At 35.1% G+C, this 12,602-nt stretch carries 13 protein-coding genes and 1 pseudogene; 11 read left to right on the top strand and 3 right to left on the bottom strand.

Going from position 1 to position 12,602, the window contains the following annotated elements:
* Window positions 1–6 precede the first annotated feature (6 nt).
* The 7 genes from A5870_RS16855 (at window position 7) to A5870_RS16825 (ending at window position 6,531) form a co-directional block, all read left to right on the top strand.
* Window positions 7–324 (top strand): PTS lactose/cellobiose transporter subunit IIA, encoded by a 318-nt coding sequence (locus A5870_RS16855; RefSeq protein WP_002290550.1) that lies wholly within the window; start codon window positions 7–9, stop codon window positions 322–324.
* Window positions 324–2,030: a lactose-specific PTS transporter subunit EIIC gene (locus A5870_RS16850; protein ID WP_086294031.1), complete on the top strand. Its 1,707-nt coding sequence runs from the start codon at window positions 324–326 to the stop codon at window positions 2,028–2,030. Before A5870_RS16855 ends, A5870_RS16850 begins: the two co-directional genes overlap by 1 nt.
* Window positions 2,031–2,176: 146 nt before the next feature.
* On the top strand, window positions 2,177–3,583 hold the full coding sequence (gene lacG / locus A5870_RS16845; RefSeq protein WP_002290548.1) for a 6-phospho-beta-galactosidase: 1,407 nt from the start codon (window positions 2,177–2,179) through the stop codon (window positions 3,581–3,583).
* Window positions 3,584–3,605: 22 nt separating this feature from the next.
* Complete coding sequence (locus A5870_RS16840; protein ID WP_010051939.1) at window positions 3,606–3,878, top strand: DUF3884 family protein; 273 nt, start codon at window positions 3,606–3,608, stop codon at window positions 3,876–3,878.
* A 20-nt stretch (window positions 3,879–3,898) separates the two neighbouring features.
* Window positions 3,899–4,798 carry an aldose 1-epimerase family protein gene (locus A5870_RS16835; RefSeq protein WP_005237723.1) on the top strand — a complete coding sequence of 300 codons (900 nt, stop codon included), beginning with the start codon at window positions 3,899–3,901 and terminating at the stop codon, window positions 4,796–4,798.
* 225 nt (window positions 4,799–5,023) lie between these two features.
* Window positions 5,024–6,186 (top strand): IS3 family transposase gene (locus A5870_RS16830; protein WP_139843176.1). Its coding sequence is split into 2 segments (ribosomal slippage): window positions 5,024–5,300 and window positions 5,300–6,186, totalling 1,164 coding nucleotides; the frame shifts between segments, so codons are not numbered across the junction.
* Window positions 6,187–6,288: 102 nt separating this feature from the next.
* Complete coding sequence (locus A5870_RS16825) at window positions 6,289–6,531, top strand: DUF1905 domain-containing protein (RefSeq protein ID WP_086294030.1); 243 nt, start codon at window positions 6,289–6,291, stop codon at window positions 6,529–6,531.
* A gap of 374 nt (window positions 6,532–6,905) precedes the next feature.
* Here A5870_RS16825 and A5870_RS16820 read toward each other — a convergent pair whose 3' ends face one another.
* The 3 genes and pseudogenes from A5870_RS16820 to A5870_RS16805 form a co-directional block, all read right to left on the bottom strand.
* Window positions 6,906–8,297 (bottom strand): dihydrolipoyl dehydrogenase family protein, encoded by a 1,392-nt coding sequence (locus A5870_RS16820; RefSeq protein ID WP_005237714.1) that lies wholly within the window; start codon window positions 8,295–8,297, stop codon window positions 6,906–6,908.
* Window positions 8,294–8,728, bottom strand: coding sequence for an RrF2 family transcriptional regulator (locus A5870_RS16815; protein WP_005237713.1), 435 nt, complete (start codon window positions 8,726–8,728; stop codon window positions 8,294–8,296). Before A5870_RS16815 ends, A5870_RS16820 begins: the two co-directional genes overlap by 4 nt.
* 482 nt (window positions 8,729–9,210) lie before the next feature.
* Window positions 9,211–9,888: pseudogene (locus A5870_RS16805) on the bottom strand (IS6 family transposase); the annotation flags it as partial.
* Window positions 9,889–10,290: 402 nt separating this feature from the next.
* Between A5870_RS16805 and A5870_RS16800 the strand changes: the two are divergent.
* The 4 genes from A5870_RS16800 to A5870_RS16785 all read left to right on the top strand — a co-directional run bounded on the left by A5870_RS16800 (window position 10,291) and on the right by A5870_RS16785 (window position 12,564).
* Entirely contained in the window at window positions 10,291–10,767 is a 477-nt protein-coding gene (locus tag A5870_RS16800; protein ID WP_086294028.1) for a hypothetical protein, read from the top strand.
* 145 nt (window positions 10,768–10,912) lie between these two features.
* Window positions 10,913–11,770, top strand: coding sequence for an AbiJ-NTD4 domain-containing protein (locus A5870_RS16795; protein WP_242596079.1), 858 nt, complete (start codon window positions 10,913–10,915; stop codon window positions 11,768–11,770).
* A gap of 150 nt (window positions 11,771–11,920) precedes the next feature.
* Window positions 11,921–12,157 carry an AbrB/MazE/SpoVT family DNA-binding domain-containing protein gene (locus A5870_RS16790; RefSeq protein ID WP_002287931.1) on the top strand — a complete coding sequence of 79 codons (237 nt, stop codon included), beginning with the start codon at window positions 11,921–11,923 and terminating at the stop codon, window positions 12,155–12,157.
* Window positions 12,154–12,564 (top strand): type II toxin-antitoxin system death-on-curing family toxin, encoded by a 411-nt coding sequence (locus tag A5870_RS16785; protein ID WP_086294027.1) that lies wholly within the window; start codon window positions 12,154–12,156, stop codon window positions 12,562–12,564. The genes A5870_RS16790 and A5870_RS16785 overlap by 4 nt, the downstream gene beginning before the upstream one ends.
* Window positions 12,565–12,602: the final 38 nt, after the last annotated feature.

The raw sequence follows: 12,602 nt of genomic DNA, 5'->3' as shown, positions 1-12,602 counted from the left end.
ATTGTTATGAACAGAGAAGAGATGACTCTCTTAGGGTTTGAAATTGTTGCTTATGCTGGAGATGCTCGCTCTAAACTTTTAGAAGCGCTTAAAGCGGCTGAAAATGGTGATTTCGCTAAGGCAGATAGTCTTGTAGTAGAAGCAGGAAGCTGTATTGCAGAGGCTCACAATTCTCAGACAGCTATGTTGGCTCGAGAAGCTTCTGGGGAGGAACTTCCATACAGCGTTACCATGATGCATGGTCAGGACCACTTAATGACTACTGTCTTATTAAAAGATGTGATTCATCACCTCATCGAACTTTATAAAAGAGGAGCAAAATAATGCATAAACTCATTGAACTTATTGACAAAGGGAAACCGTTCTTTGAGAAAATCTCTCGAAACATCTATCTTCGTGCTATTCGTGATGGATTTATCGCTGGTATGCCAGTCATCCTTTTCTCATCTATCTTTATCCTTATTGCCTATGTCCCAAATGCTTGGGGATTCCACTGGTCAAAAGACATTGAGACCTTCTTGATGACTCCTTATAGCTATTCGATGGGTATCCTAGCATTCTTTGTTGGTGGTACTACCGCTAAAGCTTTGACGGACTCAATGAACCGTGACCTACCTGCGACCAATCAGATTAACTTCTTATCTACGATGCTAGCGTCTATGGTAGGGTTCCTTTTGATGGCAGCTGAGCCTGCAAAAGAAGGAGGCTTCTTGACAGCCTTCATGGGAACAAAAGGTCTTTTGACAGCATTTATTGCAGCCTTTGTGACAGTTAATGTTTACAAGGTCTGTGTGAAAAATAATGTTACTATTCGTATGCCTGAAGAGGTTCCACCAAATATCTCTCAAGTATTTAAAGACTTGATTCCATTCACTGTATCGGTTGTTCTCCTTTATGGACTTGAACTCATTGTTAAGGGAACTCTTGGTGTAACCGTTGCAGAATCAATCGGTACCGTTCTTGCTCCTCTCTTCTCAGCTGCAGATGGTTACCTTGGAATTACACTTATCTTTGGTGCTTATGCCTTCTTCTGGTTTGTTGGTATCCACGGTCCTTCAATTGTCGAACCAGCAATTGCTGCTATCACTTATGCCAATATCGATGCCAACTTGCATCTTATCCAAGCTGGACAACATGCAGATAAAGTTATCACTTCTGGTACTCAAATGTTTATTGTTACCATGGGTGGAACAGGAGCTACATTGATTGTTCCATTCTTGTTCATGTGGATTTGTAAATCAGAACGTAACCGTGCCATCGGACGTGCCTCAGTTGTTCCAACATTCTTTGGGGTTAATGAGCCAATCTTATTTGGTGCACCAATCGTATTGAATCCGATTTTCTTTGTACCGTTCATTTTCGCTCCGATTGTCAACGTTTGGATCTTTAAATTCTTTGTTGACACATTGAACATGAACTCATTCTCTGCCAACCTTCCATGGGTTACTCCTGGTCCGTTGGGAATTGTACTCGGTACTAACTTCCAAGTTCTATCATTTATCTTAGCCGGACTCTTGGTAGTTGTTGATACTATCATTTATTACCCATTTGTTAAGGTATACGATGAACAAATTCTTGAAGAAGAACGTTCTGGTAAAACAAACGATGCTCTTAAAGAAAAAGTAACTGCAAACTTCAATACTGCTAAAGCAGATGCCGTTCTTGGAAAAGCAGGCGTTGCTAAAGAAGATGTAGCAGCAAACAATAATATCACAAAAGAAACTAATGTCCTTGTTCTTTGTGCAGGTGGAGGTACAAGTGGCTTGCTTGCCAATGCCTTGAACAAAGCAGCAGCAGAATACAATGTTCCAGTCAAAGCGGCAGCGGGTAGTTACGGTGCTCACCGTGAAATGTTGCCAGAGTTTGACTTGGTTATCTTGGCTCCACAGGTCGCTTCAAACTTCGATGATATGAAGGCTGAAACAGATAAATTGGGCATTAAACTTGCAAAAACTGAAGGAGCTCAATATATCAAATTGACACGTGATGGACAAGGTGCTCTTGCATTTGTTCAACAACAGTTTGATTAATAAATTTGTAAAAGTTATTTGAGACGAGATTATTCTTTCAGTTCCTTATAATATTGTTAACCATATCATTGCATTTCATTTCATTTCCTTGGTTTCCGGAACTCAGAATATCGTCTCAAATGCTTTTTTTGAAAGGATTTATAGTTATGACTAAAACACTTCCTAAAGATTTTATTTTTGGTGGTGCTACAGCTGCTTATCAAGCAGAAGGTGCGACTCACACGGATGGTAAAGGCCCAGTTGCATGGGATAAGTATCTTGAAGACAATTATTGGTACACAGCAGAGCCTGCAAGTGATTTTTACCATAAATATCCTGTTGATTTAGAATTAGCTGAAAAATATGGCGTTAATGGTATTCGTATTTCAATTGCCTGGTCTCGTATTTTCCCAACTGGCTATGGCGAAGTAAATGAAAAAGGTGTTGAATTCTACCATAATCTTTTTGCCGAGTGCCACAAACGTCATGTTGAGCCATTCGTGACTTTGCACCACTTTGACACACCAGAAGTTCTTCACTCAGATGGAGATTTCTTAAACCGCGAAAATATAGAACACTTTGTAGATTATGCCGCTTTCTGTTTTGAAGAGTTCCCAGAAGTAAACTACTGGACAACTTTCAATGAAATTGGCCCAATTGGAGATGGTCAATACTTGGTTGGTAAATTCCCTCCAGGCATTCAATATGATCTTGCCAAAGTCTTCCAATCACACCACAATATGATGGTTTCTCATGCACGTGCTGTGAAATTGTATAAAGATAAAGGTTATAAAGGCGAAATTGGTGTAGTACATGCGTTGCCAACCAAATACCCTTATGATCCAGAAAATCCAGCAGATGTTCGTGCCGCTGAGTTAGAAGATATCATCCATAACAAATTTATCTTGGATGCAACCTACCTTGGACACTATTCAGATAAAACGATGGAAGGGGTCAACCACATCCTAGCTGAAAATGGTGGAGAACTTGATCTTCGTGATGAAGACTTCCAAGCACTTGAAGCAGCTAAAGATTTGAACGATTTCCTTGGTATCAACTACTACATGAGTGATTGGATGCAAGCCTTTGATGGTGAGACTGAAATCATTCACAATGGTAAGGGTGAAAAAGGAAGTTCTAAGTACCAGATTAAAGGTGTTGGTCGCCGAATCGCACCAGATTATGTGCCTAGAACGGATTGGGACTGGATTATTTATCCTGAAGGCTTGTATGACCAAATCATGCGAGTGAAAAATGATTATCCAAACTACAAGAAGATTTACATCACTGAAAACGGTCTTGGATACAAAGATGAGTTTGTAGATAATACCGTTTATGATGATGGTCGTATTGATTACGTGAAGAAACACTTGGAAGTTTTATCAGACGCAATTGCGGATGGTGCAAATGTTAAAGGTTACTTCATCTGGTCACTTATGGATGTCTTCTCATGGTCAAACGGATACGAAAAACGTTATGGACTATTCTATGTAGACTTTGACACGCAAGAACGCTATCCTAAGAAATCAGCTCATTGGTATAAGAAAGTAGCAGAAACTCAAGTGATAGAGTAATATTACTTGAAAATGTAAAAAATTGTTATCCGATACTTTAGAAAAAGTACAACACTTATTTAGACCAGGCTTTGAAAATGTATATATTGTTAGTTTCGAAGATTGTCCTATGATTCCTGAGCTTGAAGCTACCCCGTTGCTAAAATGTGGTAAATGGTATGTTTCAACTGGAAAAGAGTGGATTTGCCATTCTGATTTAGAGTTATCAGCATTTGAATGGGAATTTTTACAATCACTCGATGTAGAAATACGTGAGACTATTCACTTCGAGGTAAATTATTTGCCTTTCCAATAATAAAAAGAAAGGAATTAGTTGTGACTATCGAATTAAAAAACGAGTATCTTACTGTTCAGTTTAAAACACTGGGTGGTCAACTGACTTCGATTAAAGACAAGGATGGGATAGAGTATCTCTGGCAAGCTGATCCAAATTATTGGAATGGACAGGCGCCTATTCTATTTCCTATCTGTGGTAGTTTACGAAATGATTGGGCTATTTATAGACCTCAAGAAAGACCCTTTTTTACAGGTCTTATTCGTAGACATGGTTTTGTTCGAAAAGAAGAATTTATTCTGGAAGAAGTCAATGATAATAGCGTGACCTTTAGTATTAAACCAAATGCTGAGATGCTTGATAATTACCTATATCAGTTTGAACTGAGAGTTGTTTATACCTTGAATGGTAAATCAATTAGAACCGAATTTCAGGTAACGAACTTGGAAATGGAAAAAACAATGCCTTACTTTATTGGAGCCCATCCAGCATTCAATTGTCCTTTAGTAGAAGGTGAAAACTATGAGGATTATTATATTGAATTTAGTGAGGTTGAGTCTTGCTCGATACCAAAGAGTTTTCCTGAGACAGGATTATTAGATTTGCAAGATCGCACACCTTTTTTGGAAAATCAAAAGATTCTCGATTTGGACTACTCACTTTTTTCCCATGATGCCATTACACTTGACCAGCTCAAGTCTCGTAGCGTAACGCTTCGGTCAAGGAAGTCTGGTAAAGGTCTTCGAGTAGATTTTGATAATTTTCCGAACTTGATTCTGTGGTCTACAACTAATAAAAGTCCATTCATTGCTTTGGAACCTTGGAGTGGTCTCTCCACTTCACTTGAAGAAGGTAATTTCTTAGAAGATAAAAGACAGGTAACGAAAATTTCACCTCAAGAAACTTCTAGAAAAATCTATGATATTACTATCCTTAATTAAAATTTGTTATTATTTGAGTCTTCAATAAGATTTGAATACTCTTACCTTGTGATGATAGATTGGTCTTCTCCGTGCCAGTCTTACATCGCAAGGTTTTTAAGTTTTTTGTGGGTCTATGTCAACTGTAGTGGGTGACGAAAAGCTAATATCTGGATAGGCTACAATTAACTAGACAGAAAAATTAAGGTGTGTAGACTAGAAGAAAATATACCAGGAGGAATTTTTATGTCTAAGAGAACACGAAGAACTTTTTCACAAGAATTCAAGCAACAAATCGTCAATATTTACTTAGCTGGAAAGCCACGTTTAGAAATCATTCGAGAATATGAACTAACGGCTTCAGCATTTGACAAATGGGTAAAGCAATCTAAAACGAGTGGTTCATTCAAAGAAAAAGATAATCTTACGCCTGAACAAAAAGAATTGTTAGAACTACGTAAAAGAAACCAGCAATTAGAAATGGAAAATGATATTTTAAAGCAAGCAGCGCTGATATTCGGACGAAGAGACAAGTAATCGATGCGAATAAGCATCTTTACCCTATATCAGCGATGTGCAGAATATTAGGTCTATCACGTCAGTCCTATTATTATCAATCAAAACCAAAGAAAGACGAATCAGAACTTGAAGAAGTAGTCGCTGAAGAATTTATCCGCAGCCGAAAGGCCTACGGCTCAAGAAAAATAAAAAAAGCCTTATCAAAACGAGGCATTCGGATCAGCCGACGAAAAATTAGTAGAATCATGAAAAATAGAGGATTAAAATCGAGCTATACTGTTGCTTATTTTAAAGTACATCATTCTACTTGCAATGAAGCCAAAACGACAAACGTATTGAATCGTAAATTCTTAAGAGACAACCCATTAGAAGCGATCGTAACAGACTTGACTTATGTACGAGTCGGGAAAAAATGGAATTATGTCTGTTTCATTTTGGATCTGTTCAATCGAGAAATTCTCGGCTATTCTTGTGGAGAACATAAAGATGCCGTTCTAGTAAAAAAAGCATTTAGCCGTATCAAACAACCTCTGACAGAGGTTGAGATTTTTCATACTGATCGTGGAAAAGAGTTTGATAACCAAGCTATTGATGAATTATTAACAACTTTTGACATCAATCGATCATTGAGTCATAAAGGCTGTCCTTTTGATAATGCCGCAGCTGAATCAACTTATAAGTCGTTGAAAGTAGAATTTGTCTATCAATACACATTTGAAACCTTACAACAATTGGATTTGGAGTTATTTGACTATGTCAATTGGTGGAACCACCTTCGGTTGCACGGTACACTTGGCTACGAGACACCGGTTGGTTACCGTAACCAGAGATTGGCGCAGCGAATCCTTGATAATGAGCTCGGATGTGCTAACGCTAGCGAGGCAGTCTAACTTTAACTGTTAGCTCCTGCCGAAGATCGTCACATCCGAGGAGGCTCATTGTCAAGGACAATCGGAATAGCATACGGAAGGAAGTTCTGCACCTTATAAAATTTGTCAAAAAAACTGTTGCCATTCCAGACTTATCATCTTAGACTACCAGGAACAGCTGATAATAAAGGGAGATGGGGACATTTAAAAGTATCTGGTACAATTGACGATTTTGAAGTGAAAAACATTTATTTGGCTCCAAGGAAAGATGAAGATAAGATCATCTCAATCAATAAGGAAATTAGAGACGCGATAGGGAAAAGCGGTGGCGATATAGTAACGGTAATGTTATATTTGCATGATTAATTTACTCAATAAATCCAATCTTCTCTTTTTAGATATGAAACTTACGCTATGATGGGCTTAAAGATTTGGGTAAGTTCTATATTTGATAGAATTTATTTTTATATCGCACACGATGTTTTCCGGAATCTCTTATATAAATTAGTTTATACGATTTTATAGACACTCTTTTATTTCTTCAACAAGTACTAAAATAGAGTTATTAATTGGTACATAAACGTCTAGTGAGGGCATGATATTCACCTCTTATCTGTTATAAGTAATAATGAATAGGAGGTGAATAGTGTAAAATGACTCCTATAGAGTGGACTCTGAAAAATAGATCTCTATAAGGTCCATTTTATTTTGTCCCAGCCTCTTTTGTGGTTAAATTTAAGTTAAATCATTTCAAGTAAATCATTCATGGATTCACTCATTGTAGGGTGAGTATAAATACCGTCTCGTAAACTCTTATATGAAATATTTTCATTAATTGCTAATGCAATTAAGTTGATCATTTCGTGAGCTTCGTAGCTGAAGAAGCTTGCGCCTAATATAAGGTCAGTCTCTGGATCAACTAATATTTTCAAAAAGCCGCTTGTTTCACGCAATACTTGAGCTTTAGGAACAGCAGCAACGGGCATCTTAGCAACTTTATAATTTTTACCAGCTTCAGTTGCTTCTTTTTCATTAAAGCCTACCCGTGCAAATGTTGGATCCACAAATGTTGCTGTAGGATAAACACGACGCGTTTCTAAATTATAGTTGGATTCTTCTCCTAGCAATTGAGGCAAAACAATACGGTAGTCATCCAAAGAAATATAAGTGAATTGTGGTCCACCTTTAACGTCGCCCACTGCCCAAATGTGTTCAACAGAAGATTGCAAGTGCTTGTTTACCTTGATTTCTCCACGAGCGCCGAGCGCCACGCCAGCCTTTTCAATATCTAATTTATTTGTGTTAGGAATACGGCCAGTAGCAACTAAAATTTCATTTAATTCAGCAGATTTTTCTTCGCCGTTTTGTTCAAATGTTAAACGTACACCATTATCCGTATCTTGAACACGTTTAGCTTGAGCGTTAAATTCAATAGTTACCCCTAATTCTTCTAATCTTTCCAAAATAGCTGCTGCGTCATCCTTATCTTCACGTGGCAATAATGAGTCATTGAATTGATAAACAGTTACTTCAGAACCAAATTCAGCAAAATAAGAAGCGAATTCTAATCCAATTGGACCAGCTCCGATAATACCTAGTTTTTTTGGCAGATTTGTTAGCTCTAAAATTTCTTCACTTGTGTGGATGTGTGGACTGTTTTGCTTGTTTTCAAAATCTGGAATAACAGCCGTAGATCCAGTTCCAATAATGATATTAGCAGCCGTAACTTGTAGCGTTTCTGTATCTGTATCCACTAACAAAGTATGGTCATCTTTGAAGTGAGCAAAACCGTCTAAGACTGTTACGTTATCTAAATCAGCAATTTTATGGTAGTTTTTTTTATTTAATTTGGTTACTAATTCAGTTTTATAGTCCATGGCTTGTTTGAAAAACTGGTTGTTAATCTCAGGATTTCGCTCAATGCCAAATTCTGATAATTGATCAATAATTTTTGCACTATGTGTCAACGATTTAGTCGGTAAGCATCCCACATTAATACAAGTTCCACCATACATTTTAGCTGATTTTTCAATCACAGTGACGGTTTTTCCTTTTTTAGCTAAAGCACCTGCTAATGTTTTTCCTGCTTTACCAAATCCAATAATGGCTACGTCTGTAGTGTACTCATTCATATTTTAGTGCCCCTCTCATTTTGTATTGCATATAATTTTACTTCCATATCTTTTAATGTAATAGTTGCTAGTTTTGCTACTGCATCTTTATTCAGCTCATCATAAAGATCATCCATAGCTTCTGACATACCAGACGAAATCATACATTGTTCATTGATATAACCTGAATGCCAAGTATTTTGGATAATTGGGATCTTTATCGCCTCATAAACATTTTTTAAAGTGATAGCTTCTAAATTATCGGTTAGAAAGTATCCGCCATGCACACCTTTTTTTGTTTGAACTAATCCTTTTTTTCGGCATTTTGCCAGAACTCTGCGAACACGAACTGGATTCGTACAAATGTTCTCAGCTAATGCTTCACTGGTAAAAATTGAATTGTTATGACCTAAATAGACCAACCCATGTACTGCAATCGTAAATTCACTCAAAATTATTCACCTTCTTTAAAAAGTAACTTTTAAAGTTACTTTATCTAAATTAAGTATACACCTAAAAGTTATCCAAATCTACAAAATCTGTTACTTTTAAGCAATTATTTTAATATCTCCTTAGACGAATTGATTAAAGGAGATGACGATAAGATGAAAAGAGAAGTAACTATTGCTAAGATGAATCAATTAATGTTGGTTATTATAGGATCATTTGTTTTAACCCTCATTACTGCATCCTTATTTAAATACTGGGGCGATTTTTCTTTGATTTTGCCAGTTACTTTTATAGTAATCATGGTCAATGCTGCTATTAAACTTCAAAAGATCCAAGATAAAGAAAATCTAAAAACCTATAAAAAAATCTTAGATTATATGGACAATAGAGAAGTAAGAAATGATCCGAAAACACAAAACAGGAAGAGGGTTCTGTTGCAAAGTTTTAAATAAAGAATAAAATCCCTTACGGTATCTATGATTAAAGCTGGGATTCCCAATAATACCTTGATTTCAGTACAGACCGAAAACCCGAAGAGAGTGCCTTCTTTTCGGGTTTTCTTATATAATCCTCGAATGGCTTCCATGCCTTTAATCGTGGTAGAGGCAGTGCGTAAACTTCGATAGAATTTATTGCGTCTCTTTACTGGACGATGGTCTTGTTCAATCAAATTATTCAGGTATTTAATGGTACGATGTTCTGTCCCTTGATAAAAGCCGTATTCTTTTAGTTTCTTAAAGGCACTTGTAATAGAGGGGGCTTTATCTGTGACTACAACCTTCGGTTCATCAAACTGCTTCACTAACCGCTTAAGAAAAGCATAGGCTGCTTGTGTGTCCCGTTTTTTACGTAACCAAATATCCAAGGTTAAACCATCTGCATCGATGGCTCGATACAAATAATGCCATTTTCCTTTAATTTTGATGTACGTTTCATCCATTTTCCATGAATAAAAGGATTTTTTATTTTTCTTTTTCCAAATTTGATAGAGTAGTTTGCCATATTCTTGCACCCAACGATAAATCGTCGTATGAGAAACGTTAATGCCACGATCATATAAGATTTCTTGAACTTCACGATAGCTAAGGTTATAACGAAGATAGTAGCCCACGGCTACAATAATCACATCCTGCTGAAATTGCTTTCCTTTAAAATGACTCATCGTCATTCCTCCTGCTATCTTTTTCTATTATTCTACCTTATCTGATAGTAGATTTAAAACTTTGCAACAGAACCACATTTGGGCTGTGAAAAAATGTGAAGTTATCGCAAAGGCTTTAAAAGAAATAGAAAATGAAAATTTTGTAAAAACGTCTACTTAAACGAACGAGGACTTTAATAGAGTAAACAAAAGGGAACTTCTAAAAATGGAAGTTCCCTTAATTCTCGTAAAAAATCAACAATATAATTTAACATAGCCAAAAGTAAAAAAATATAAAGAATCTATATCAGACAAAGGTTTTTATGGTAACTATAGTAAAGATAATATTAGAAGTTTTCTAACAAAAAAAGTGGACTCCGTAATTGAAAAAGAAAAAAACAAAAAAAAAGTAGTTTGTTTAATTTGGAAAAAATTGATTATAAAGCAAATTCAGTAATTAATGAAGAAGATAGTAGGAATGTTCAATTCTATGAAGATTTGATGGATATTTTTGATCCTATTGAATTTGATAATGATGAGAGATTGCTTTTAATCTATGCATTCATGGATGAAACAGCTATTTTTTCAACGGATGAGTCATTTTATAGGAAAGTTATTCAATGGGAAAGTGATAACAATTTAAACAGCTATTTGAGCGATAGAGTATTTGACGTACTAACAAAATTAAGTAACAAAGGGATTTTAAAGGAAGAATACTACAACTACTTAGATGAATATTCGGCACGCTATATTTTGCAGGCACACGATTACAAGAGACTAAAAAAATTTCTATTAGAAAAACAGGATAGAATCTCTACTGTTATTGAAAAATATAAAATGCCAGTAATGGTTGATCCGTTTGCAGATAATAATCTTGATGAATCAGAATTACCATTCTAATTTTGTAGGATAAAATGATGTGATATAAATAATTTTTAGTACTCAAAACCAGTGTTAACAACTATCTTATTTTTCACCTGTAACAACTTGACTAATAGTATTTTGTGAATAGTTAAGGTTATTAAAAATTTTTGGAGGTAATTCGATGCTTTTTTCTGAAAGATTAGGTTTTAAAAAAGTGGAAGATATTATACTTGTAGATAGATTGTCAGAAACTCTTAAAAATAGTTTAGCAAATGTGATTTATGATATTTTTCAAGAGAGTCATAAGATCCATAGTGAGTATGATTATAGGAAAACGGGTTCTTGGAAAATATACTACTTTTTAATAAAAGAGTTTTTTAAAGGACAAATAAATAATAGTTTGGATTGTGGGTATGGTTTTACTGTTTACTATGAGGAGATTATTGATCGTTTAGATAACATGGAGTGGTATGCATATTTTGATTTACTAGAGACTTTAGCAAAGATGAAAATAATAGATATACGAAAAAGGAAAAGCATTAATAACATACTAGAATCGGAAAATTCAGGTTATAGATTAAGTGAAAGTAATGAATTTATACCGATAACAGACGACGTTGCTATTAAGAATATAGATGCTGCATCAGAATCAACATTTGAATATGCCAAAAATCATATTCAGAAATCTCTTACATATATAAGTGATAAGCAAAATCAAGACTATAATAATGTTGTCAGAGAAGCAATCAGTGCTGTTGAAAGCTGTATTATTGAAATTTCAGGTTTGCCAGCAACAAAAAAGAATACTTTAGGAACTGCTGTTAAAGCAATTAGGGATAACCCGAATATTGAAATTGATCTTACCTTTTTAAAACCGTTTGAGACTATGTATGGTTTAGCGAGTAATAATGGAATAAGACATGCTGGAAATGAAAAAGCGATTGTGTCTGATTTACCAGATGCAATTTTAGTACTAACAACATGTTCAGCCTTAATTAATTATTTGGGAATAAAATTGCTAAATAATCCTCCAAAATAATGAAGAGTATGTTCGTGAAAGAATAATTGTTCGAAACTAATACTATTTTTACAATGTATATGCATTGTAAAAAATCATAATTAAATTAAATATAAGAGATATTGAACAATATGGATATACGGTATATACTTAATTATAGGAGTTGATTTTATGAATATAAAAAAACGAAAAATTAGAGAAGTAGGTAACTCAATAGTTGTCACTTTATCAAAAGAGAGTTTATTACAAAAAGGATTGAAACCTGGAGATACTATTTTTATTGATGAAGACAAAATGATGGATGCAATCGTGAAAGAAGAAAGCAATTTAGATCTCGAAATTGATATGTATGTGAATCAAGCTCTATCTGAATATGATGCGGCGTTCAAGGAATTAGTTGATCGATGATTTATTTGAGCGAAAGAGACATTGTAAAATTGAATGTTATTCAAATAAAAAGATATTCACCAAAGGAAACAATTGGCGTTATTGATAAAAATGCTTTGAGTATGGCTGTAAATCAACCGAAACAGCATATTTTTGGAAAAGATCTCTATCCCGATGTGTTCAGCAAAGCAGCAGTTCTCTTAATAAATCTGATCAAAAAGCATCCATTTCACAATGCTAATAAACGTACAGCATTTTTAGCTACATATATTTTTCTTAAGCTAAACGGCTATTCACTGAAAATGGAAAATCAGGAAGTTGTAGAATTTGTAGTTAGAATTGCTACGTATCAGGGGGAGTTTGATGACTTAAAAGAGGCAACAACTGATATACTAAAAAATAATTCCACAAAAATAGAAGCAAACTAGTTATCCAGTTAAATCTGGAGAGTTAGTTTGTTTTTGTT

This window comes from Enterococcus sp. 2G9_DIV0600, from assembly GCF_002140615.1.
GTDB classification, from domain to species: domain Bacteria; phylum Bacillota; class Bacilli; order Lactobacillales; family Enterococcaceae; genus Enterococcus_D; species Enterococcus_D innesii.
This window is presented reverse-complemented; position numbering and strand designations above follow the sequence as displayed.